This is a genomic window from Mycobacterium sp., assembly GCF_965229105.1.
GTDB lineage: Bacteria > Actinomycetota > Actinomycetes > Mycobacteriales > Mycobacteriaceae > Mycobacterium.
On sequence record NZ_OZ245858.1, the window covers coordinates 18,042 to 39,100 of the forward strand.

The window sequence follows — 21,059 nt, forward strand, 5'->3', positions numbered from 1 at the left end:
GATACATGGCACGGCCCAACAGGCAGGTGCAGCGACGCAGCGAGATCCTTGACGCGGCCATCGCGCTGATCGAGCGCCACGACCTCGCCACGTTGAAGCTCGCCGACGTCGCCGCCGAGCTGGGCCTCACTACCAATGCGGTGCGCTATTACTTCAAAGATATGCAGGAGTTGTTGTCGGAGTTGGCATTACGATCCGACGACCGGTTCTACGACGCCCGCCTCAAACTGGGTGAGCACACCGACGATCTGCGCACCCAGCTCGCGGAAACCATGGCCGCAGGCCTGCCCACCGGACCCGAGGACGCCGAGTGGCGAGCCATCTGGCGGGCCGTTCTGGCTGCCGGTTTCGAGCTCGATCAGCGCCGCGACGTCCAAGGCATTTACCACCGACAGGTGGATCTTTACTCCGACCTGCTGACCGCCGGCGCCGAAGCCGGGATATTCAGCCTCGCCTACGCGGCCCGCGATATCGCGATGTCGCTGATGTCGATGGAGGACTATTTCGGCTACCGGATCGTCGCGCGCGACCCGCAGGTGGACCGGGCGACCGCCCTTCGCCTGATGCGGCAATACGCCGAGTTGACGACAGGGACGGCGCTACCCGAAACCGTCTGACACTCGACAAGGGCCTCGACAAGGGCCTAGCCCCGGAACAGTAATTCAGACCCGCACCACTGGGCGCGGGTCTGAATCCCCCCGAAATCTACTTGGCGCGACCGTTACCGGCCTTGGCCTTACGAGCGGCGGACTTCTCGGTGGTGGCGCCGGCGTTGACCAACTCACCGCCGGAGTTCTCCAAATGCGCCCGCACGAACCACTGGAACTTTTCCAACTCACCCGCGTGGCCGATCAGCATGTCCTCGGTGACCGGGTCGAGGTCGCCGACCGTCTCGATCGCCTTGCGGGTGTCCTCGATCACTCCGACGTAGACGAGGTCGAGTGCCGCCAGGTGGGCAGCAACGGTATCGCGGCCGACGGAATAGTCGTCCCACGTGCGGTCCTTGAGGATGGCGCCCGGGGTGCCCTGCGGTGAGGCGCCGAGCGCCGCGATCCGTTCGGCGGCTTCATCGGCATAGCCGCGAACCAGCTCGACCTGCGGATCGATCATTTCGTGCACACCAATAAAGTTGGGACCCACCACATTCCAGTGCACATGCTTGAGCGTCAAGTGCAGATCGTTGTAAGTGCTGAGCTGCTTCTGCAGCAGATCGGCGACCTGCTTGCCCTGCTTGTCGGTCATGCCGGGGATGGTGAACTGAGGCACGGTAACTCCTTTGCCTGCGTAAGTGTCTGTTTTGTCTCCTGGGCCTTGTACCCCAAGGTGAGCGCCAGTAACCGGTTACAGGCCTGCAATGTCCTGCAACGGCAGGCGCGCACCGCGCCGCGGTTCCCGAGCCATGCCGCTGACCTGCAGTAATCGCACCACTCGGTGGCGGTGCGGACGCATCGGTTCCAGGAGTTCGACCATGGCGTCGTCATCGATGGGATGCCCGACCAGTGTCCAACCGATCATCTTCGCGACGTGGTAGTCACCGACCGACAGCGCGTCGGCGTCACCGAAGGCCCGTTGCGCCGTCTCCGCGGCCGTCCAGATTCCCACCCCGGGCAACGACATCAGGGCATTGCGTGCGGCCTCTGCCGGGCGGGTGCCGAGCCGCTCCAATGCACCGGCCCGTTGGGCGGCCCCGACGATCGTGCGGGCCCGTCCCGGATCGACATTGGCGAGGTGAAATTCCCACGACGGGATGCGTCGCCACACATCCGCGGCCGGCAGCACGCGCATCCGCTCGGGGGCGGGACCAGGCGCGGTGGTGCCGAATTTGGTCACCAATAATCGCCACGCCCGGAAGGCGTCTTTACCCGGCACCCGCTGCTCGATCACGGCGGGGATGAGCGCTTCGAGGACCTGACCGGTGCGGCCCAGCCGCAGATCTGGAACAGCGGTCAACGCCGCGGCGACCGTCGGCTCGGTCGGTGCGAAATCCGCCCGGTCGTCCTCGGCACCGAGGTAGGCGGGCAGCCCATCGGCGAACTCCTGGGCCCCAGCGCCCCACACCTGGGCCTGGACGCCCGTGGCACCCGCGCGGATGATGCGGGCGGTGACCGCGCCGGAGGCCAGCAGACTGGTGCGCCAGATGGCACGGTCGGGGGTGATCTGGAAGGTCGGATCGCCGGGACCGCGGCGCAGTGGCGACAACGTCGCGCCGGGGCTGGCCGGCCCCGGGAAGGTGATCGTGCGCTCGACGTAATCCGTCTCGCCTGAGGTGGTGGCTACCGGCACCAGGCTAGCCGGGTGGCACCGACTGCGTTGACGGTCCACGTCGTGACGGTCAGGATGACGAGATGACGACGCCGTTCGACGATCCGCAGGCCGAGCTCGCATGGATGTTCCTGCAGAGCCTGTGCGAGGACGGCGACCTCGAGGAGGGGTTCGGCCTGCTCAGTGATGACTTCACGTACTGGAACAACACCACCCGCACCTCAAGCGGTAAAGCCGAGCTCCGAGCGCTCCACGAATGGCGCAAGGCCATCGTCGAGTTGAACTACGACCTGATCGGCTGCCTCAACGACGGGCAGAGTGTCATGGTCGAGGCGCAGGCCGAGGGCACCACCACCGCTGGTGTGCGTTACGACAGCCCGATGGTGTTCATCTTCGACACCAATGACGGGCTGATCACCTCGCTGCGGGAGTACGGCGACACCCAGCTCAATATCGATGCGTTCGGCGCCACGCCCCCTACTCCGCGCTGATCGCGATCTCCGCCTTATCCGGGTAGAACGCCACGTGCCCGGCGATCGCGGCCACCGCGGGATAGGGCTGGTCATAGGTCCAGATCGCGTCGGCGACGGTACCGGCGGCCGTTGTCACGCTGTAGTAGCCGGCGTCGCCCTTATACGGACAGTAGGTGCTGGTGTCGGTGCGGCTGATCAGCTTCTGCTGTACATCACCCAGTGGAATGTACTGCACCGCAGGGTAAGTGGATTCCTGCAAGGTCAGTGCCGCTCGGGTATCGGCAACGGTTTCGCCATTGATGCTAACCACCACGCGCCCAGCTGTGGGGACAACGGTGATCGGGTGCTCGGCGGTGGGTTCACGCTTTGTCATGATGTTCTCCTCGGATTCGCTAAGTCTCGAGTCCAACACATCCTGGCCGATACGATTCCCGCATGACCCAGTCAGGAACACCGTCAGCCAAGGCGGATGTGCGCATCGGCGCCGACGCGGACGCCGTATACGCGATCATCACCGATCTACCGACCCTGACCACGCTCGCCGAGGAGACCACGGCGATGAAGTGGTCCCGCGGCGACTGCGCCCGTCCCGGGGCGATGTTCAAAGGCGATAACCGCAACGGCGGTAGAAAGTGGACGACGAACTGCACGGTCACCGAAGCTGTCCCCGGGCGCGTGTTTGCGTTCGACGTGCGCAGCGGGATCATCCCCGTGGCCCACTGGCGCTATGAGATCGTCACCGCCGACGACGGCTGCCATGTCACGGAGGCCACCTGGGACCGGCGGCCGGGCTGGTTCCGCAAGATAGCCGGGATCGCCACCGGCGTCCCAGACCGCGACACGGAGAACTCCAAGAACATCGCCGCCACACTGGCGCGGCTCAAAGAGCACGCCGAAGCGCGCTAGTCAGGGTCGGCGTGCGATGAAGTCCGCGATCACCGCGATCGGCGACGTGGTGGTGGCCCTCCCGCTGGCCTCGTGTTGGTCGGCGACTTTATAGGCCTGATACATCCCGCGGACCCCCAGCCAGCGCAGCGGCTCGGGCTCCCAGGTCTTCGACCGATGCCCCACCCACGGCATCCTGGTGAGCGCGGTGTCCCGCCGCAGCACCAGGTCAGCGAGGGTCTGCCCGGCCAGGTTGGTCGCGGTGACGCCGTGGCCCACGTATCCGCCGGCCCACCCCAGTCCGGTGGCGCGGTCCAGGTCCACACCGGCCGTCCAGTCCCGTGGCACCGCCAGCACACCGCACCACCCGTGTGCGATCTCGACCCCGCGGGTCTGCGGAAGCAGGGTGGTCAGCACACCCTGCAGGTAGGCGATGGTGGCGTCGCCGACCGCGCCGTCGCGGTCGATCTGCGACGCGTACCGGTACGGCACGGCGCGGCCGCCGATCGCGATGCGGTCATCGGCGGTGCGCTGGGCATAGAAAAAACCGTGCGCGGTATCGCCGAGGGTCTCCCGGCCCTCCCAGCCGATCGACTGCCATACCTGCGCAGGCAGCGGTTCGGTGGCGATCATCGCGCTGTTCATCGGCAGCCAGCGTCGCTTCAGGCCGGGGAGCTTGGTGGTGAAACCTTCCGTGGCACGCAGGACGATCGGCGCGCGGACTGTACCGCGTTCGGTGACCGCCCGCCCAGCGCTGATCTCGGTGACGGGCGTCTGCTCGTAAATGGTGACGCCGAGCCGTTCCACCACCTCGGCCAGTCCGCGCACCAGTTCAGCGGGCTGGATCCGGGCGCAGTGCGGCGAGTACGCCGCCAGTAGCAGGTTGTCAACGTCAATGCGTTGCCCCGCTTCATCATTGGACAGAATCTGCACCTCGGTGGTGCCCCACTCGTTGCTGTCGGCGACCTCGGCGCGCAACCGTTTGGCCTGCGGTTTACTACGTGCGACGCGCAGGCTGCCGCCCTTGACGATGCCCGCCTCGATCCCCTCGCGCGCTGCCACGTCGATGACCTCGTCGACCGTCCTGTTCAGTGCATGCTGCCACTGCACCACCGCGGGGCGGCCGTGCTTCTTGGCGAGCAGCGCGCGATGCCCCGGTGCCAGACCGGAGAGCCAGCCACCGTTGCGGCCCGACGCGCCGAACCCCGCGAACCGCGCCTCAAGCACCGTGACGCGCAGCGCCGGGTCGGCCTGTTTGAGGTAGTACGCCGTCCACAATCCGGTGTAACCGGCCCCGACGATGCACACGTCGGCTTGCCGGTCTCCAGGGAGCGGATCGCGAGGCTGGGGCATCTCGGTGTACCAATGCGAAACCCGGCCGTTGATCGTGCGCGACATCGCCCGATCCTGTCAGGTCAGTCGCGCCGCAGCGCGTAGAGGCGTTCGGCGTAGGCCAGATCATCGCGCCACAGCCTGGTCGCTGCATGGCGCATCAGCGGCGCGATCAGCCCCGATACCCGCTCGGAATATCCGAATCGGGGGCGGTCTGAGTGGGCGATCACCGCCTCGATCACCGCGGTGCGGGCGGCCCCGTCGCCGCTGTGCACCGGGGTGGCGTGGGTCTCGACGACGCTGCCCACCCCCTCGCCGTCGACAATCCGCATGACGATGGTCCTGGGCCCCGGGCAGGTGAACTCCGCGATCACCGGCACGCCGAGCCTGCCGATGCGGAACGTGACGGCCACCAGGAAGCGGTCGTCGCCGTCGGCAACGTCATCCCCCAGCGGTGGCGACGACAGGACGTCGAGGCGGGCGAACGAATACGGATGAAACCATGCGCCGTGCCAAGGGTCGAGGCGGTTGGCGATGATATCGCGCGGTTCGCAGCTGCCGACCAGCGTGGTGACAGCGTGCAATTGGGCCCCGGTCGGCCGCTGCGGGATGACCGGCAGGTCCAGAGGTTCCTCACCGCCGACGCCGTCAAGGCGCACCCACACCAGGACGCCGTCATCGTGGCAGGGCAACGGTTTCCAGCCGAATGCCCGGTCCCCCGTCAACCGCAGGCCGTGCCACGGGCAGATCAACGCACCGCAGTCCACGGTGCCGGTGGCCAAATCCGCACCCAGGTGCGGACACTGACTGGGCCCGACGTGAAGCCCGCCGCCGGTATCGCGCCAGGCGACCAGCTGCACACCGCCAACGGTGGTTCCGAAGGTGCGTCCCAGGAGAATATCCGCGCTGCCGGCGAACACATACCAGTTGCCGCCGGGGCGGCGCTGCGCTCGCGTCAGGGCCGCCGCGATCACCGAGGGTTTCGCATCGAGATGAGTGGGCCGCTGGGACGCCCAATCGACCTTCGGGATCCATTGCAGTGGAATGGCTTTCCGCCAGGAGGCGCGGTCGGTGAAGCTCATCTCGGAGCCCTCGCCAGGAAGGTGTGCTCGACGCCGCGTTGCCAACCGGTCATGGTCTCGGCGCGGATTTCATCGAACCCTGCTGCACTGCATCGCTTTTGGAAGTCCGAGACGCCGTCGAAACGTTTTACGCTGCGCCAAAGGTAGCGATACAACGCGCTATCACGGGTCCGAAACCACGCCATCGGAATGATGACGACCCAACACACGAAATTCCATATCGCGGTCGCAAGCCAAGAGTCACGCACCGAATACTCGTGGACTGCCAACCGCCCGCCCGGGGCCAGCAGGGCGCGAAAACGCACCAACTGGGCGTCCGGATCCTCGAGGTTGCGCAGGAGATAGGCCGCCAGAATTCCGTCGAACGGACCGTCGACACCCGAAGCGGCCAACTCTTCGATGGGCGTGTGAACGAAGCGCACCGACGCGGGCCAGCTTTTGGCTGCGGCTTCGTTCAACATGCCTGCCGAAGCGTCCACCGCGACGATATCCGCCTCCGGTGCGGCGGCGAGGAGAGCGGCGGTCGAGGCGCCGGTCCCGCAACCGGCGTCGAGCAGCCGCAGACCACGACCCCGGTTCGGGATCTGCATGCGCGCCACCGAGGTGCGGAGATTGCGGTGATAGCCGGGGTTACTGTCGACCAGCGAGTCGTAGGCATGCGCCGCGTCGTCGAAGGCCGCAGGCACGCCCGCTCCGGACAATCCACTGGGTCCGGCTGTCACTGGAGGTCTCCTGGTCTGTCGGGGTCTTCGCGGTGTTGGCGTTCCCAGAGCAGCAGCACCGCTGTCACCAGGGCAAAGCCGAACAGAAAGTCCTCGACGGGGATGTCGAACGGGAACCGGATCCCGGTGGTCTGCCGGTCGTCGTAGATCACGATGGGTGCGCTGAGTTTGGTCAGCCAGCCGTCGACCAGGATCTGGAATCCGAACACGATCACCATCGAGATCCAATACTGCACCTTGCCGAACAGTCCGGTCCGCAGGACGAAGACTTCCCACAAGATGACCGCCAGCACGGCGATGACAGCAGGCAGGGTGTACCCGAGCCCGGTCATCGCAGCTCGGTCCGTGTTCGCCGACGCTGCCGCATCCGAGTCATCAGGGCGCTCACCGCGCCGTAGGTGAGAAGTCCGCACAGTGGTACGACCAGGAAGAACAGCATCTCTTCCAGCGGAACCCCCAGCAGCACAGTGATTCCGGTGACGTACTGCGGGTTGAAGGTCCACGCCCCCGCCGCGATCGCGATGGCATCCCAGACGAAGAAGAGCACAGCGACCGGCAGGATCGAGGCCACGGTACGCCGGGGTTGGCGGTAGACCCGGGCGCCGAGTATCAGCTCCAGCGGCACGGTGACGATCAGACAGGCGCCCAGCACGATCAGGTATTGCGCACGATCCATCACGCCGCGCCGACCGCGTAACCGCCCGGCGCCTCCGGGTGGGTGTGGCGTGCACGCCAGGCCTGAAACAGTCCGGCACCGGCCACGCGCAGTCGCCGGGCGTTGCCGACGGTCGCCCGGTGCCCAAAGATCGCGAAATCACTATCCTCGATGCGATCCAAGATATCGGAGTACAGGGTCAGGGCGGTAGCAACACAAGGCCGCGACCGCGGTGCAAGGAGGCGTACACCGTCGCGAGCGGATTGGTATACCTCGCGGGTGATCTGATGCTGCGCCACCAGCGCACGGCGTACCCGGGCGTCGGTGCGGCGATGGATGTGGCACCACTGCAGAACGTCACGGTCGACGCCGTGTTCGGCGAGCTCGTCGGCGGGCAGGTACACCCGGTGACGTGCCAGGTCTTCGTCGACATCGCGCAGGAAGTTCGTCAGCTGGAACGCGCGGCCGAGGGCCTCGGCGTACGGTATCGCCTCGGCAACTGCACTCACCGTACCGAGTACCGGAAGCAGTTGCAGGCCAATGACTTCCGCCGAGCCTCGCATGTAAACGTTGAGCGCTGCCCGGTCGGGGTAGTCGGTGACGGTCAGATCCATCCGCATCGAGTCGACGAAATCACCGAAGTACTCCGCCGGGATGCCATACGTGCGGGCGGTGTGGATAACCGCGGCCAACACCGGATGATCACGGTGGTCACTTCCGTCGAACAACTGCGCAGCAAGTTGCGATAACCGCTCGGCACGCACCGTCTGGTTCAGTCCTGGGTCGATATCGTCGAGGATGTCATCGGCTTCACGGGCGAATCCGTACAACGCATGCACGGCGGGGCGCTGGTCCGGCGCAAGAAGTCGGGTGGCCAAAAAGAAGGTCCGGCCGGTTTGCGCATTCAGATGCCGGCAGTGCAGGTAGGAACTGCGCAATTGGATGTCGCGTATGCCGGCCGCATCGAGTTCGGTCTGTGTCATGGCTGCCTTCCTGCATACCAGCACGACGTAGATACCCGTTCGCTACGTGTTTAATCTGCATAACGGGACGGCTTAGGTGGGTACGAGGTAGCCATGCGGTTGGCGACATTCAACATCCTGCACGGACGCAGCACCACCGACGGTCTGGTCGACCTCGACAGGCTGCGCAGATCCGTGACCCGCATCGACGCTGACATCCTTGCCCTACAAGAGGTCGATCTCGATCAGCCCCGGTCCGGGATGGCCGATCTGACCGCTGTCGCCGCCGAGGCGATGGGTGCGGTCAGCCATCGTTTCGTCGCTTCCCTGGCCGGCACCCCGGGAGCAACCTGGATAGCCGCCACCGACGAGGCGGCACCCGGTATCGGCGGTTACGGCATCGCGCTGCTGTCCCGATACCCGATCTCCAGCTGGCAGGTGGTGCGGCTGCCTCATATCCCGGTGCGCCTGCCGATGTACCTGCCCGGCCCCCGCCGGTTCGTTCTCGTCGACGAGGAGCCCCGGGCCGCGATGATCGCCAGGATCGAGACTCCGTTGGGTCCGATGACTGTCGGCAACACCCACTTGTCCTTCATGCCGGGCTGGAATCGCCTGCAGTTGCGCACTGTGTGCCGGGAACTGCGTGGGTACCCTGGACCGCACATCCTGATGGGCGACCTGAACATGGTGTCGGCCGCCGCGGTGCGTCATTCGGCGATGCGGCCATTGGCGTCGGCCAAGACTTTTCCCGCCGACATCCCCGACCGCCAGCTTGACCACATCCTCACCGACGGCGCACTGCGGGCCGAAAGCTGTTCGGCGCCACCGATGTCCGTCTCGGATCACCGACCGCTGATCGCCGACTTAACCCGGCGCTGACTTGGCTTTGCGTCGCTGCGAGCGCATTCCGGCCCAGAACCGGGCGGCCTCGCGGATGGACTCCTCGACCGGGCGGGGCTCCCAACCGAGGTCGCGCCTGGCCTTGCTGCAGTCGACGTCGGCTTCGGCACGCATCAATCGCACGGACTCCAGAGTGAGCCGCTCGTCGGTGCCCTTCAGCCGCGCCTTGGCCGTGCCGATGGCCCCCATCGCGTAGAGCACCGGTACCGGAATGGAGCGTTTCGGCGGTGCCACGCCGACCTCGTCAGCAGCGATCCGAACGACCTCGCGGTTGCTGATCATCTTCTCGGAGATCAGGTAGCGCTCTCCGACGGCGCCGAGTTCGGCACCGAGAATCATCGCCCGCGCCGCATCCGTGACCCCCACGGCCTCCAGCGAAATACCGCCGAGGACGAACGGCATCTTCTCGAACACCGCGCCCGCGATCAGCGCGCCGTGCGGCGTCATCCCGTAATCACCCGCGCCATAGGTGGTCGATACGCACATCGCGACGGCGGGCAGCCCGCGCTCCTTCGCAGCGGCCAGAACCAGATCCTCGGCCTGGATCCGGGACTGCACATAGGACGTCAGATGCCGCCGGTCGATCAGATCGGCCTCGGAGGCGACGCGGCCCCGTTTGCGACCGACAGTGGAGTAGCTACTGGTGAAGACGAATTTCTTTAGCGTTCCGGCCGCTGCGAGTTCCGTCGCGACGTCGAGCACGCCGCGCAGCCCTTCGACATTGGTGCGAAACAGGGGTGCGGTGTCGCGTAACCACGCCCGGGTGTCGACCACGCAGTAGTACACAACGTCGCAGCCCGTCATGGCCTCCCGGACCGTGTCGGTATCGAAGATATCGCCGACGAACCGGGTGACCTCAAGGTCGTCGATGCTCACCGTATTTGCGCCCGCACGCACCATGACACGAACGTCGTCGCCGCTGGCGACGAGTTGTCGGGCGACGTGTGAGCCGAGGTAACCGTTGGCGCCGATGACCAGTTTCGGTGCAGTGCTCATGCGGTTTTCGAGCCTCCATACTGCTTCATCCACGCCTCGGCCTCGGCGTCGAGGGTGCCGAGTTCAGCGGCTTTGCGGCACCACTTCAGCGACGCCTTCACAAAGCGCAGTGGGTTGTAAATATCTTCCTGACGGCTCCACTTGCCGTCACCGGCGTAAGTGACGATCGAGATGTTGGTGGCGGTGATGATGGTGCCGTCGCCCGGATCGCGCATCGGGTTGTCGAGTTCGGTGATCACCCGAGCGGTCGGCGCGTCGATCACCGTCCACAACGACGGGAACGCCGTCATGTAACTGCCGGGGAACACGGTCATGGTCCGGTAGATCCACTCACGGACCTCGTCGCGGCCGTGCATCGTGCCCGCCGCGTGCTCCACATAGGTGACGTCGTCGGTGTAGTGCTCCACCCAGGCGTCCCAGTCCTGCGTCTGCGCCGCGCGGGCGACGGTCTGCTCGAAGGTGGCAAATGCCGCCGCCAGTTCGTCGTGGGAGAAAGCCTGGGAAACAGAGGAAGTGTGAGCCGTCACAGTTGAAAACTAGAACACGTTCTATCTGAGTTTGTCGAGAACCGGGGATTCGGCACCCGGCCGCTCACCGCCGGTTCTTACCCTTGGTCTCGTAGAGCTGCGCGTCGGCATCCGACACCATCGATGCGATATCGGCGGCGACGCCGGTCCGCGATGCCACGCCGATGCTGGTGTCTGGGGTGTGCATTCGGACCTGGGAGACGAACTGCTCCGCGGCGGTCGGAACCCGGCCCGCCCGTTCGGAAACACATGCGGCGAACTCGTCACCGCCGAGCCTGGCCACCACGGCGCCCCTGGGCGCAACATCTCGCCACTTGCTGGCGTGATCGATCAGATGCTCGTCACCGGCGTGGTGTCCCCGGGTGTCGTTGATCTGCTTGAAGTTGTCGATGTCCAGCACGATCACCGTGACGGTGCGGTCGGCAGAGCGGGAACGCGCCAGCAGGTCGGCGGTGGCGACCTCCCATCCCGCGCGATTCAGCAGACCCGTCAGCGGATCGGTGCACGCGGCATCGACCAACGCCCGCGTCACCACGCCAAAAGATTCGGCGGCGCCGAAGATCGCGATCGCGAAGATGAGGTAGGTGACCGAAAGCTTCGGCGCCGGCGCGACCGCCAGCGCGAACACCGACGCACCTGCGAGCACCGCCACCAGGATCAAGCCCCGGCGGGGAGGCCAGAAGGCGCGCAAGTACATTGCCAGGAACATCGGCGCAAGCAGACAGGCGAATTCGGCGCTGGTGGTGCGGTGAAAAGCCATCACGATCGGGGTGGCGATGATGGCCGCCGCCGTTGCGGGAGCCAACTTGTCCGGCCGGACCGCCAGCCAGGCCAGCGCGGCGAGCCCAAGACCGATCGCCACGATGCCGCCGGTCGGATTCGACAACGTCACCCCTTGGCGAAGCGGGAACAGGGTGAACACCACGCCGTAGACGTAGAGGAATGTCGTGGCGCCCAAATAGATACGGAGCAGGCGCACCTGTTGCCCGCCGTAGAAACCTCGTCCGGCGTCGGCGCGCAGGCGTAATCGGTTTTCGCGAGGGTTCCGAAAGCCGAACCGGCCCCGGCGGATGGGACTCATAGCGTCAACGTTCCTGCTCAAACAACTGCCGACAATCGTCAGAATGCGGCGCAGGTTCGCGGGCACCCCCGGGCCACGCTGATTGTGCCTCAGAGATCGAGGACCAGGTCATCCGCCGGTGCCGCACAACAGATGAGCACCTCTCCGGCAGGCGGCAGTTCCAGCGGTTCCGTCACATAGGTCGCATCGCCGGAGAGCACCGCCGTCGAACACGTGTGACAGACCCCGGTCCGGCAGGACCACCGGGTGGGCACATCACAGGCCTCGGCCAGTTCCAGGATGGTCCGCGCCGGTTGCGTCCCCGAAGCCCAGTGCACGCCAAGCCCGGAGCGGGCGAACGTGAGCAGCGGTCCGTCACCGGGCGGTCCCGGCGGCTGGTGCGGTTGGGGACGGTCGGTCGCGACGACACCGGGGTTGATGGCGGTCCTGGCGCCGAAGATTTCGGTGTGGATGTTCTCCGCCGACAAGCCAAGTGAGACCAGGGCCACCCGGACATCCGTCATGAACGCGTCAGGTCCGCAGATATAGGCCGACGCGGTCGACGGCAGGTCAAGAATGCCGAGGGCAGCAGCGTCGGGGCGCGGCTCGGTGGCCGTGAAGAACGTGCGCTCATGCCCGTCGGCCAACTGGCTGATCAGGTCGTGCGCCTCGGCGGCGAAGACATGGTGCTCGGCATCGCGTGCGACGTGGATCCACCAGACCTGGCGAGCGCTTGCGGCGGCGGCGAGGTCGGCCAGCATTGCCAGCACTGGTGTCGCGCCGATTCCCGCGGATACCAACAGGACTGGTTCGTCGGCATCGGTTAATACGAATTCGCCTCGTGGCGAAGCTATTTCGAGCGTACCGCCGGGGGCCGCCGTCTCATGTAGGTACCGGCTGACCGAACCGTGCGGTTCCTGCTTGACGCTGATCCGATACTCCCCCGGCCGCCAGCCGGATATCGAATAGCTGCGCACCTGCGCCCGGTCACCCTGGGATACCCGCATCGTCAGATACTGTCCGGCCGCTGGCGGGGTCGAGACGTCACCAGCCAGATAGATCGATGTGACGGCCGCCGTTTCGGCCTGCACGCGGCTGATCGTGAACGGCCGGAACCCTGACCATCCGGTGGCCGCGACGGGCGGGGTGAGTAGCTCACGAAACGACTGCCGCCAACCCGCGCTGAGCGCGGGCACCGCGGCGGCCACCGCCAGCCGCGCAGGATCCCGGTGGGGCAGATACAGCAGGGCATCCGCCTCGGCGACGGTCACCTGCCCCTGTCCGGACCGAGTTTTCACGATGTCGTCACCGGGTGAGACGAGCCCTTCGGTGATCACCCGGAAGTAGAACCCCGGCCGGTGATGGGCGACCACCAGCGCTGGCATCCGCGGCTCTGCCATCCGCATCCCGAACCGATAACAGGTGACCCGCGGCTGGGTGACCTCGAACTCCGCCTCGCCGATGCGATAGCGATCACCGATACACACCGTGTCGTCATTGAGCCCGTCGACGGTGAAGTTCTCGCCAAACTGTCCGGTCTCGATGGTCGGTCTGCCGAGAAATTCCTGCCAGTAGCGATACGAGTCGATCTGGTAGACGAAAACGGCCCGGTGTTCGCCACCATGGCCGTGCAGATCACCTTGGCCGTCGCCGTCGACGTTGAGCTTGCGCACCATTCGCGCGCCGGTGACCGGCCGCTTCCAGACGCCGGTGAACACAATTTCGTCATTCCAGGGCACGTTCTCGGGAAGCCCGACGTTGACAGAGAGCAGGGTCGGCACGCTCCCAATTGTGTGCCATCGAGAAGCACCAGGCGCGGGATTAACTAAACCGAGCTTGAGGTTGTTCACTGCACACCTAGGAAGGGCCCCATGGCAACCCAATACAACAAGAACCCGGCGGCTGTGAGTGCACTGTCGCCCGAGCAGTACCAGGTCACGCAGCGTAACGGCACCGAGCGTCCGTTCACCGGCGAGTACTGGGATAACCACGAGCCCGGCATCTACGTCGACGTGGTCTCCGGCGAGCCGCTGTTCGCCTCGACCGATAAGTTCGAGAGCGGTTCGGGCTGGCCCAGTTTCACTCGGCCGATCGCGAAAGGAAACGTGATCGAGAAGCGCGATTTCAGCCACCTGATGATGCGCACCGAAGTCAGGTCCGCAGCCGGTGACAGCCACCTCGGCCACGTCTTCAACGACGGCCCAAAATCCGAGGGAGGGTTGCGCTACTGCATCAACTCCGCTTCGCTGAAGTTCATCCATCGTGACGAGCTCGCGGCGCAGGGTTACGGCGACTATCTGTCCCTGTTCGAGAAGGCCACGCAGACCAAGGAGGACAAGTGAGCGACTATCAGAAAGCCATCCTGGCGGGCGGCTGCTTCTGGGGAATGCAGGATCTGATCCGCAAGCAACCCGGCATCGTGTCCACGCGCGTCGGTTACACCGGCGGGCGCAACGATCATCCGACCTACCGGAACCATCCGGGGCATGCCGAGGCGATCGAGATCACCTACGACCCGACGCAGACCGATTTCCGGAATGTCCTGGAGTTCTTCTTCCAGATTCACGATCCCAGCACCAAGGACCGGCAGGGCAACGACGTCGGCTCCAGTTACCGCTCGGCGATCTTCTACGTCGATGACGAGCAGAAGCGGGTCGCTCTGGACACCATCGCCGATGTGGACGCCTCCGGCCTGTGGCCGGGCAAGGTGGTCACCGAGGTGACCCCGGCCGTCGATTTCTGGCTGGCCGAGCCCGAGCACCAGGACTATCTGGAGCACTACCCGAACGGTTACACCTGCCATTTCCCCAGGGCCGGTTGGAAATTGCCGAAGCGGTCCGCGGTAAGTCGGCAGTAAGCCAGTAGACGAATCCCACTTCAGGAGTCGCGCTGTGCCCACTGGGCCAGCGCGACTTCTGTCGTTATGTGGTCCAGCGCCCATGTCGTCGCCCCGCGCAAGGGACCGTCGTCGCCGTGGGCGCCGTCGCGCACCGGCGGGGCCGACGACTTCCGGAACGCCATCAGCCCGTCACGGTAGGCGTCAGCGAATGCCTGCGGCGCAGCCGCCCGAAGCGGCACCGCCAGACCACCGATCGTCACGACCTCCGGATCGTGCATGTTCACCAGGCCGCCGATACCGGCACCGAGCGCGGCGGCGACGGACTCACACGCCACCCGCGTCCGCTGATCGGCAGGGGGACCTGGACCCCCAATCAGTCCCGTCGCGTACCCGACCGGGTCATCCGGTGGGGGATCACCGAGGTGACGCGCCAGCGCTCGGCCATCGATCATGAGGTCCCAGCAGCCGCGCGCCCCGCACGGGCAGACCAGAGTGCGGTCCCCGAACGGCACGTGGCCGTACTCCCCCGCGGCACCGTGCGCGCCGGTGACCGGCTCGCCGTTGACCACCAGGGTTCCGCCCAACCCGACAGCGACCAGCAGGTGCAGGGCAGTGCCTGCGCCGCGTGCGGCTCCGCTGCGGGCTTCGGCCAGACCGGCCAGCGTGGCGTCGTTGCCGACGAGCAGCGGCACCTGGGCCCGCTCGGGCAATCCCGCGGTCAATACCGACAGGTCGACGTCAGTCCACCCACGGGTGGTGAACTGCACCAGCCTGGCGTCGCTGACCGTGCCCGCCACGGATACCGCTACGGCCTTGATTCGGCCCGGTTGCCGGGACCGCAGCTCCGCGATCGCCGCGGCCATATCCGCCAGTAGCTGCCGCTGACTGCCGCCGGCATGCCGGGCGTGGGCCGCTATCTTGGTCTGGCCGTCGAGTCCGGCCAGCGCCAACCGCCAGTCGCCGGCCCGCAATTCCGCGGCCAGCACCTGCGGTCCATCCGGATGCGCGCCGAGCACGGTGGTGGGCCTGCCGCGGCCGGCGGCGGGCGCGGGGGTTTCATCCAGCAGACGCGCCTTGCGCAACCGGGCCACCAGATCGGTCGCGCCACCGGTACCGATGCCGAGCCTGCCCGCCGCGGCCGCCCTGGTGATCCCCGGTTCTGCGCGCACCAGTGCGATGAGCTGGGCAGCACCGAACCACCGCTGCTGAGCAGCTGATCGTTGGTCGTGTTTTTCGGGGCTCATGTTCTCGGGGTCATATTCTCATTTGATTAAACTCATCTGCTGAGTATATTCGGACCAGTGCCCTCGCCCACGCCGCCTGTCGCTGCCGACACCCCGCGCAGCGGACTGCGCCAGCACAGCGCGGGCTTGTTATCGCTGGCACTGGCCTCCTGCCTGGCGGTCACCACCGAGATGCTCCCCGTCGGGTTGCTCCCGGCGATCGGCCAGTCGTTTCAGGTCACGGATTCGGTGACTGGCCTCCTTGTCAGCCTGTATGCCGTCATGGTCGCGTCGCTGGCCGTTCCGCTGACGCTGGCCACCACCAGATTCGCCCGCAAGCCACTGCTGCTGACCACGCTGTTGTGCTACGCCATCAGCAACGCGATTGTCGCCCTGGCGCCCACCTTCGCCGTGCTGGCCGCGGGCCGTGCGATCGGCGGCGTGACCCATGCGCTGTTCTTCTCGCTGTGCATCGGGTACGTCCCACGCTTGGTCACCGGCGCACAGGTTGGCCGGGCACTGACGATCGCCACGGGTGGGGCGACAGCGGGTTTCATCATCGGCGTCCCGCTGGCGACCTCGCTCGGCACCGCACTGGGGTGGCGCGCATCCTTCGGCGGGTTGGCCGCACTGTCGGTGCTGACCCTGGTTCTGGTCGCCAAGCTGCTACCGGCGGTGACCAACGAAACTCCCGCCCGGCGCACCCAAAGCCAGCGCGGGCGAACGATATTGGCGATGGTCGTGACATCCAACGCACTGACATACCTGGGCCAGTTCACGCTGTATACCTTCGTCAGTGTGTTGTTCCTGGCAGCAGGCGCACGACCGGCGTTGATCGGACCCCTGCTGCTGTTGTGCGGTGTCTGCGGATTGGCCGGACTTGCCTACACCGCAAAGAATCTGGATCGTCATCCGCGCCGTACGACCTTCGTCACCTTGACGCTGTCCATCGCCGCGATCCTCGCACTCGGCGCTGGTTTTCCGATGCTGGTGCCGGTGATCGCGGCGGCGGCCGCCTGGAACGGTGTGTTCGGCGGCGTGCCGTCGATCTACCAGGCCTGTGCGGTGCGTACCCACGCGGTGACGCCGGAACTGGCCGGCGCCTGGGTCAATGCCAGTGCCAACTTCGGGATTGCCGGTGGGGCGGCGATCGGCGCGGCGTTACTACCGCATACCGGGCTGACCAGTCTCGCCTGGGTCAGCGCCGCACTGATCGGCGCCGGTCTCGCGGTGAGCATGCTGGCGCGCCGAGCCTTTCCGGCGCGCACCTAAACTGGCCGGCGGTGCACGGTGACGCGGCCACCCTTCTTCGGCGTGAACGCCACCCCGCGGGAGTGCCACTTCTCATCGGGCTTGGACGTGGTCTCAACGGTGAAGTTGCGCAACACTGTTCGCAACACCACGTCCATCTCCATATTTGCGAATGCGGCACCGACGCAGCGTCGCGTTCCGCCCCCAAAGGGAACCCAGGCGAAGGTGCTGGGCCGGTTTCCAACGAAGCGGCCCGGGTCGAACCGGTCAGGATCCGGGAATTCGTCTGTATTGGAATGCAATTGGCCGATGCTGACCATCACCGAGTAGCCCTTGGGGATGCGCCACTGACCCAATTCGATGACGGGCGCGAGCACATGCCGGCCGGCGAAGTCGATCACGGTCCTGGCGCGTTGCACCTCAAGGATGGTCGCCTGCCGCAACTCGGCGCCATCCCCATCCACCTCGGCGACGAGATCGGCGAGTATCTGCGGATGCCGGGAGAGCCTCTCGAAGGCCCAGGCCAACGTCGAGGCGGTGGTTTCGTGACCGGCCGCCAGCAGCGTCAGCAGTTCGTCGGCGATCTCGCTGCGAGACATCGCCGAACCGTCCTCGTAGGTGCTGCGCAGAAATAACGCCAAAACGTCCGTGCGCTCGTCGAGATGAGGATCAGCCGTGGCCTGCTCCACCAGGGTATCGATGACAGCGTTGTACTCGCGCCGGTAGTTCCCGAGCTTGCGCCATGGACTGAATCGCCCGAAATCCCTTGTGGGCGTCGGTAACACCACCAAACGCGATCCCAGCGTCACCCATGGCGGGATGATCCGACGCAGTTTCTCCAGCTCGGCACCGTCGGCGCCGAAGATGGCCCGCAGGATGATGTTCAGGGTGATCCGCATCATCGGTTCGAGGGTTGCGAATTCGGCGCCCTCGGGCCAGGTCGCGGTTTCGCGCAGGGTCTCGTCCTCGACGATCTTCTCGTAATTCTTGATGCTCTTACCGTGAAACGGCGGGGTGAGCAGCTTGCGCCGCTTGCGGTGGTCGGCACCTTCGAGTGCGAAGACCGACCCCGGGCCGAAGATGCGGCTGAGGTTGGGCTGCAGGTTGCCCAGATCGTCGGTGCTGGTGGTGAACACCTGCTTGGCCAGAGCGGGGTCAGACACGATGACGACATTGCCGAACACGGGGATCCGCAGGGTGAACGCGCCACCGTATTTCGGCGCCAGCAGCCGGACCACCGGTCTGCGCAATGCCACGAACGCCGCGGCCTGGAGCACCTTGGGGATCGGCGGAGAGGGCGGAACGTACGCCGTTGCCTCAACCCCCGCTGGCTCAAGGTTGTGCTCGATGACGGTCTCACTCATAACCGTGCCCTCCCGGACGCTGGTGGCGGTACCGCGTCGTACCGCTAGCTTCTGGAGTACGGTACGCCTTGGTACCAGGGCCGGGCAAGAGGCAGGCAGGAACGGAAGGACTACGGCGGTGAACTCACTCGATACCGCGCAACACCGCGACGCGGCCGACCCGGTGGTCGTCCCGGCAGGCGTCCAGGCCCCGTTTCGCGGCCGCTTACTGGAAGGGCTCGCCGAATCCATCCTGGAGCGCGGATACCGCGAGACCACCGTCGCCGATATCGTCCGACACGCCAAGACCTCCAAGCGCACCTTTTACGGGCAGTTCACCAGCAAGGACGACTGCCTGCTGGAACTGCTCGATAACGACAACGAACGGATGATCGCCGATATCCGCGCGGCGGTCGACCCTAACGCCGACTGGTACACCCAGGTGGAACAGGCCATCGATTCCTACGTCAGTACCGTCGAGGCACACCCGCCGATCTGGCTGACATGGATCCGGGAGTTCCCGGCACTGGGCGATGCGGCCCGACCGGTCCAGCGGCGCGGGATGCAACGGCTCACCGACATGTTGGTGGATCTGTCCGCCAACCCCGGTTTCTTGCGCGCCGACCTGCCACCGATCACCAGGCCGCTGGCGTTGATCCTGCTGGGCGGGCTGCGCGAGCTGACCGCGCACACGCTCGAGGATGGGGACGATATTCGCGGGATCGCGAGCACCGCGGTCGCAGCATCAGCTGCCCTGCTGCGCCACGGACACCCGGGCGCCCGCGCCCGAGACTGAGCACCTCGAAAAGAAGTTCGCCGAGCTGGCCACATCGGGCACCACGACAGGTAACACTGTCTGATACCCGATCTCCCGGCGACATCAAGACGAGGTGCCCGCGATGAGTGACCGACCCGTTCGAACACGACGAGCCACCGCAGCAACCAAAGCCGCTGCCCCTAAGGCGAACCCGGCCAAGGAGGTGAGCGTCGGCACCGACGCCGCCTTCGCCCAAGGCACCGGTTCATCGCGTCGGCGACTCAAGAACATCTCTGAGGTCCGACACTTCTTCCGCACCAACGACGTCCCGATCTACTTCATCGGTGCCACCCCGTTCAATCTTCTCGGCTTGGACCGCTGGGTGCGCAACTTTTCCTACATCACCTACTACGACGCCTGGGACGGTGCTCATCCGCGCGTATTCACCCCGAGCGTGAAGCCGTATCAGGAATTCGGCAGTGGCGAAGAAATCAACAACTGGCTGCTCACCAATCCCGAGGTACGCGCCTATATCGACGGCGGCACCCCGCGGGGTGTGCGCCCCAAGATCGCAATGGTGTTCTTCGACGCCGAAACCGAGAACATCTGCCGTGAATTGGGTTACGACCTGATCCTGCCTCCGGCCAGCCTGCGCGAACACCTGGATTCCAAAATCGTCACTACCCGGTTGGGCAACGAGGCCGGTGCACCGAGTGTGCCAAATGTGCTGACCAAGGTCGAGGACTGGGCCGGATTGTCCGCCGCTGCCGAAAAGGCAGGTCTCGGTGACGAACTCGTTGTCCAGACACCCTATGGCGACTCCGGCAAAACCACCTTCTTCATCTCGTCGGAGGCAGACTGGCGCAAGCACAGTGCCGATATCGTCGGCCAGGACATCAAGGTGATGCGCCGGATCAACAACCGCCCGGTGGCGGTCGAGGCGGTGCTGACCCGCTGCGGAACCATCGTCGGACCATTCATGTCGGAGCTGATCGGTTACAAGAATCTGACCCCGGCCCAGGGCGGGTGGTGCGGTAACGAGATGTATCCCGAGGTCCTGACCGGCGAAAATCGCCGTAAGGCAACAGAATTGGTGCGGCGCCTGGGTGATCGCCTGGCTGATGAGGGTTATCGTGGCTTCTTCGAGGTCGACGTCTTAGTCGATACCGATACCGGCGAGGTCTATTTGGGTGAGCTCAACCCCCGCATCAGCGGGGCGTCGTCGATCACCAACGTCACCGCAGGCGCATACGCCGACGTGCCGTTGTTCCTTTTTCACATTCTGGAATTCATGAACGTCGACTTCGAGCTCGACGTCGACGAGATCAACGAACGCTGGGAGGAGTTGGCGTCGGAGGATGTCTGGAGTCAGATGATCCTCAAGGAGACCGACGATATCGTTCAGCGGCTGACCGCCACCCCGCGCACCGGGCAGTACTCGCTCGACGGCAGCGGCGCGCTGGTCTACCGCCGCGCGGCACTCGACTGGCACCAGTTACAGAACGAATCCGAGGCCTTCTTCCTGCGGATCTACGGGCCGGGCGATTACCGCTGGAAGGGCGCCGACCTGGGCGTGCTGGTGACCAAGGGCCGACTGCAGGTCGACTCGAGCGCCACGACGACGCTGGCCATCCGGGCCAACCACCTCATCGAATCGATCCGGGCCGAGTACGCAGGTACGCCGCTCGTCGAGCCGGCCAAGGCACCGATGACGTACGGGATGAAATCCTCGCTGAGCTAGGGTCGTCGGATAGTCACCCGCGCGACGTAGGAGGCACAGTGATCGGCGG

The 21,059-nt window shown here is 65.7% G+C and carries 24 protein-coding genes; 9 read left to right on the plus strand and 15 right to left on the minus strand.

Annotation, left to right across the window (positions count from 1 at the left end):
- The first annotated feature begins 5 nt into the window (after positions 1-5).
- Entirely contained in the window at positions 6-617 is a 612-nt protein-coding gene (locus ADBZ9O_RS00080) for a TetR/AcrR family transcriptional regulator (protein WP_526527458.1), read from the plus strand.
- 88 nt (positions 618-705) lie between these two features.
- Here the strand turns inward: ADBZ9O_RS00080 and ADBZ9O_RS00085 are convergent, their stop codons facing one another.
- Both ADBZ9O_RS00085 and ADBZ9O_RS00090 read right to left on the minus strand, forming a co-directional pair.
- Positions 706-1,266 carry a Dps family protein gene (locus ADBZ9O_RS00085; RefSeq protein WP_526527459.1) on the minus strand — a complete coding sequence of 187 codons (561 nt, stop codon included), beginning with the start codon at positions 1,264-1,266 and terminating at the stop codon, positions 706-708.
- A 75-nt stretch (positions 1,267-1,341) separates the two neighbouring features.
- Complete coding sequence (locus ADBZ9O_RS00090) at positions 1,342-2,283, minus strand: DNA-3-methyladenine glycosylase family protein (protein ID WP_526527460.1); 942 nt, start codon at positions 2,281-2,283, stop codon at positions 1,342-1,344.
- 62 nt (positions 2,284-2,345) lie between these two features.
- On the opposite strand from ADBZ9O_RS00090, the gene ADBZ9O_RS00095 reads away from it, so the two are divergent.
- On the plus strand, positions 2,346-2,753 hold the full coding sequence (locus ADBZ9O_RS00095; protein WP_526527461.1) for a nuclear transport factor 2 family protein: 408 nt from the start codon (positions 2,346-2,348) through the stop codon (positions 2,751-2,753).
- Here the strand turns inward: ADBZ9O_RS00095 and ADBZ9O_RS00100 are convergent.
- Complete coding sequence (locus tag ADBZ9O_RS00100) at positions 2,740-3,108, minus strand: DUF427 domain-containing protein (RefSeq protein ID WP_526527462.1); 369 nt, start codon at positions 3,106-3,108, stop codon at positions 2,740-2,742. The two genes, ADBZ9O_RS00095 and ADBZ9O_RS00100, sit on opposite strands and share 14 nt — an antisense overlap.
- A 62-nt stretch (positions 3,109-3,170) precedes the next feature.
- Here ADBZ9O_RS00100 and ADBZ9O_RS00105 point away from each other — a divergent pair, with 62 nt between their 5' ends.
- The gene (locus tag ADBZ9O_RS00105) at positions 3,171-3,641 is read left to right on the plus strand and encodes an SRPBCC family protein (RefSeq protein WP_526527463.1); all 471 of its coding nucleotides are present in this window, start codon (positions 3,171-3,173) and stop codon (positions 3,639-3,641) included.
- Here the strand turns inward: ADBZ9O_RS00105 and ADBZ9O_RS00110 are convergent, their stop codons facing one another.
- Genes ADBZ9O_RS00110 through ADBZ9O_RS00135 form a run of 6 tightly spaced genes read right to left on the minus strand, consistent with a single transcriptional unit; the run spans position 3,642 to position 8,394 of the window.
- Positions 3,642-5,018, minus strand: coding sequence for an NAD(P)/FAD-dependent oxidoreductase (locus tag ADBZ9O_RS00110; RefSeq protein WP_526527464.1), 1,377 nt, complete (start codon positions 5,016-5,018; stop codon positions 3,642-3,644).
- Between the two features lie 17 nt (positions 5,019-5,035).
- Entirely contained in the window at positions 5,036-6,034 is a 999-nt protein-coding gene (locus tag ADBZ9O_RS00115) for a DUF5914 domain-containing protein (RefSeq protein ID WP_526527465.1), read from the minus strand.
- Positions 6,031-6,756 (minus strand): class I SAM-dependent methyltransferase, encoded by a 726-nt coding sequence (locus ADBZ9O_RS00120; RefSeq protein WP_526527466.1) that lies wholly within the window; start codon positions 6,754-6,756, stop codon positions 6,031-6,033. The genes ADBZ9O_RS00115 and ADBZ9O_RS00120 overlap by 4 nt, the downstream gene beginning before the upstream one ends.
- Positions 6,753-7,088 carry a lycopene cyclase domain-containing protein gene (locus ADBZ9O_RS00125; protein ID WP_526527467.1) on the minus strand — a complete coding sequence of 112 codons (336 nt, stop codon included), beginning with the start codon at positions 7,086-7,088 and terminating at the stop codon, positions 6,753-6,755. The genes ADBZ9O_RS00120 and ADBZ9O_RS00125 overlap by 4 nt, the downstream gene beginning before the upstream one ends.
- Positions 7,085-7,432: a lycopene cyclase domain-containing protein gene (locus ADBZ9O_RS00130; protein WP_526527468.1), complete on the minus strand. Its 348-nt coding sequence runs from the start codon at positions 7,430-7,432 to the stop codon at positions 7,085-7,087. The genes ADBZ9O_RS00125 and ADBZ9O_RS00130 overlap by 4 nt, the downstream gene beginning before the upstream one ends.
- Positions 7,432-8,394 (minus strand): phytoene/squalene synthase family protein, encoded by a 963-nt coding sequence (locus tag ADBZ9O_RS00135; RefSeq protein WP_526527469.1) that lies wholly within the window; start codon positions 8,392-8,394, stop codon positions 7,432-7,434. Before ADBZ9O_RS00135 ends, ADBZ9O_RS00130 begins: the two co-directional genes overlap by 1 nt.
- A 93-nt stretch (positions 8,395-8,487) precedes the next feature.
- On the opposite strand from ADBZ9O_RS00135, the gene ADBZ9O_RS00140 reads away from it, so the two are divergent.
- Positions 8,488-9,252, plus strand: a complete 765-nt coding sequence (locus ADBZ9O_RS00140; RefSeq protein ID WP_526527470.1) for an endonuclease/exonuclease/phosphatase family protein — start codon at positions 8,488-8,490, stop codon at positions 9,250-9,252.
- Here ADBZ9O_RS00140 and ADBZ9O_RS00145 read toward each other — a convergent pair.
- From ADBZ9O_RS00145 to ADBZ9O_RS00160, 4 genes are all read right to left on the minus strand, one after another.
- Positions 9,238-10,269 (minus strand): NAD-dependent epimerase/dehydratase family protein, encoded by a 1,032-nt coding sequence (locus tag ADBZ9O_RS00145; RefSeq protein ID WP_526527471.1) that lies wholly within the window; start codon positions 10,267-10,269, stop codon positions 9,238-9,240. The genes ADBZ9O_RS00140 and ADBZ9O_RS00145 overlap by 15 nt on opposite strands.
- Positions 10,266-10,796 (minus strand): nuclear transport factor 2 family protein, encoded by a 531-nt coding sequence (locus ADBZ9O_RS00150; protein ID WP_526527472.1) that lies wholly within the window; start codon positions 10,794-10,796, stop codon positions 10,266-10,268. The genes ADBZ9O_RS00145 and ADBZ9O_RS00150 overlap by 4 nt, the downstream gene beginning before the upstream one ends.
- Before the next feature lie 64 nt (positions 10,797-10,860).
- Positions 10,861-11,877: a GGDEF domain-containing protein gene (locus ADBZ9O_RS00155; RefSeq protein ID WP_526527473.1), complete on the minus strand. Its 1,017-nt coding sequence runs from the start codon at positions 11,875-11,877 to the stop codon at positions 10,861-10,863.
- An 89-nt stretch (positions 11,878-11,966) separates the two neighbouring features.
- Positions 11,967-13,637, minus strand: a complete 1,671-nt coding sequence (locus ADBZ9O_RS00160) for an MOSC domain-containing protein (protein ID WP_526527474.1) — start codon at positions 13,635-13,637, stop codon at positions 11,967-11,969.
- A 90-nt stretch (positions 13,638-13,727) separates the two neighbouring features.
- Between ADBZ9O_RS00160 and msrB the strand changes: the two genes are divergently transcribed.
- Positions 13,728-14,198 carry a peptide-methionine (R)-S-oxide reductase MsrB gene (msrB, locus tag ADBZ9O_RS00165; protein WP_526527475.1) on the plus strand — a complete coding sequence of 157 codons (471 nt, stop codon included), beginning with the start codon at positions 13,728-13,730 and terminating at the stop codon, positions 14,196-14,198.
- The gene (msrA, locus tag ADBZ9O_RS00170; protein WP_526527476.1) at positions 14,195-14,713 is read left to right on the plus strand and encodes a peptide-methionine (S)-S-oxide reductase MsrA; all 519 of its coding nucleotides are present in this window, start codon (positions 14,195-14,197) and stop codon (positions 14,711-14,713) included. The genes msrB and msrA overlap by 4 nt, the downstream gene beginning before the upstream one ends.
- A gap of 20 nt (positions 14,714-14,733) precedes the next feature.
- On the opposite strand, the gene ADBZ9O_RS00175 is transcribed toward msrA, so the two are convergent.
- Complete coding sequence (locus ADBZ9O_RS00175; RefSeq protein WP_526527477.1) at positions 14,734-15,939, minus strand: ROK family protein; 1,206 nt, start codon at positions 15,937-15,939, stop codon at positions 14,734-14,736.
- A 57-nt stretch (positions 15,940-15,996) separates the two neighbouring features.
- Here ADBZ9O_RS00175 and ADBZ9O_RS00180 point away from each other — a divergent pair, with 57 nt between their 5' ends.
- Positions 15,997-17,190 (plus strand): MFS transporter, encoded by a 1,194-nt coding sequence (locus tag ADBZ9O_RS00180; protein ID WP_526527478.1) that lies wholly within the window; start codon positions 15,997-15,999, stop codon positions 17,188-17,190.
- Here ADBZ9O_RS00180 and ADBZ9O_RS00185 read toward each other — a convergent pair.
- Positions 17,187-18,533, minus strand: a complete 1,347-nt coding sequence (locus ADBZ9O_RS00185; RefSeq protein WP_526527479.1) for a cytochrome P450 — start codon at positions 18,531-18,533, stop codon at positions 17,187-17,189. The two genes, ADBZ9O_RS00180 and ADBZ9O_RS00185, sit on opposite strands and share 4 nt — an antisense overlap.
- 163 nt (positions 18,534-18,696) lie before the next feature.
- Between ADBZ9O_RS00185 and ADBZ9O_RS00190 the strand changes: the two genes are divergently transcribed.
- Positions 18,697-19,308, plus strand: a complete 612-nt coding sequence (locus ADBZ9O_RS00190) for a TetR/AcrR family transcriptional regulator (protein ID WP_526533728.1) — start codon at positions 18,697-18,699, stop codon at positions 19,306-19,308.
- A gap of 103 nt (positions 19,309-19,411) precedes the next feature.
- Positions 19,412-21,010, plus strand: a complete 1,599-nt coding sequence (locus tag ADBZ9O_RS00195; protein ID WP_526527480.1) for a biotin carboxylase — start codon at positions 19,412-19,414, stop codon at positions 21,008-21,010.
- Positions 21,011-21,059 lie beyond the last annotated feature (49 nt).

Excerpts from the sequence above, each read along its gene's own strand:
- ADBZ9O_RS00155 (WP_526527473.1), bottom strand. The coding sequence starts at position 11,877 with ATGAGTCCCATCCGCCGGGGCCGGTTCGGCTTTCGGAACCCTCGCGAA.
- ADBZ9O_RS00185 (WP_526527479.1), bottom strand. The coding sequence starts at position 18,533 with ATGAGTGAGACCGTCATCGAGCACAACCTTGAGCCAGCGGGGGTTGAG.
- ADBZ9O_RS00105 (WP_526527463.1), top strand. The coding sequence starts at position 3,171 with ATGACCCAGTCAGGAACACCGTCAGCCAAGGCGGATGTGCGCATCGGC.
- ADBZ9O_RS00080 (WP_526527458.1), top strand. The coding sequence starts at position 6 with ATGGCACGGCCCAACAGGCAGGTGCAGCGACGCAGCGAGATCCTTGAC.
- ADBZ9O_RS00115 (WP_526527465.1), bottom strand. The coding sequence starts at position 6,034 with ATGAGCTTCACCGACCGCGCCTCCTGGCGGAAAGCCATTCCACTGCAA.
- ADBZ9O_RS00145 (WP_526527471.1), bottom strand. The coding sequence starts at position 10,269 with ATGAGCACTGCACCGAAACTGGTCATCGGCGCCAACGGTTACCTCGGC.
- ADBZ9O_RS00195 (WP_526527480.1), top strand. The coding sequence starts at position 19,412 with ATGAGTGACCGACCCGTTCGAACACGACGAGCCACCGCAGCAACCAAA.
- ADBZ9O_RS00100 (WP_526527462.1), bottom strand. The coding sequence starts at position 3,108 with ATGACAAAGCGTGAACCCACCGCCGAGCACCCGATCACCGTTGTCCCC.
- ADBZ9O_RS00175 (WP_526527477.1), bottom strand. The coding sequence starts at position 15,939 with ATGAGCCCCGAAAAACACGACCAACGATCAGCTGCTCAGCAGCGGTGG.
- msrB (WP_526527475.1), top strand. The coding sequence starts at position 13,728 with ATGGCAACCCAATACAACAAGAACCCGGCGGCTGTGAGTGCACTGTCG.
- ADBZ9O_RS00135 (WP_526527469.1), bottom strand. The coding sequence starts at position 8,394 with ATGACACAGACCGAACTCGATGCGGCCGGCATACGCGACATCCAATTG.
- ADBZ9O_RS00110 (WP_526527464.1), bottom strand. The coding sequence starts at position 5,018 with ATGTCGCGCACGATCAACGGCCGGGTTTCGCATTGGTACACCGAGATG.
- ADBZ9O_RS00130 (WP_526527468.1), bottom strand. The coding sequence starts at position 7,432 with ATGGATCGTGCGCAATACCTGATCGTGCTGGGCGCCTGTCTGATCGTC.
- ADBZ9O_RS00095 (WP_526527461.1), top strand. The coding sequence starts at position 2,346 with ATGACGACGCCGTTCGACGATCCGCAGGCCGAGCTCGCATGGATGTTC.
- ADBZ9O_RS00125 (WP_526527467.1), bottom strand. The coding sequence starts at position 7,088 with ATGACCGGGCTCGGGTACACCCTGCCTGCTGTCATCGCCGTGCTGGCG.
- ADBZ9O_RS00140 (WP_526527470.1), top strand. The coding sequence starts at position 8,488 with ATGCGGTTGGCGACATTCAACATCCTGCACGGACGCAGCACCACCGAC.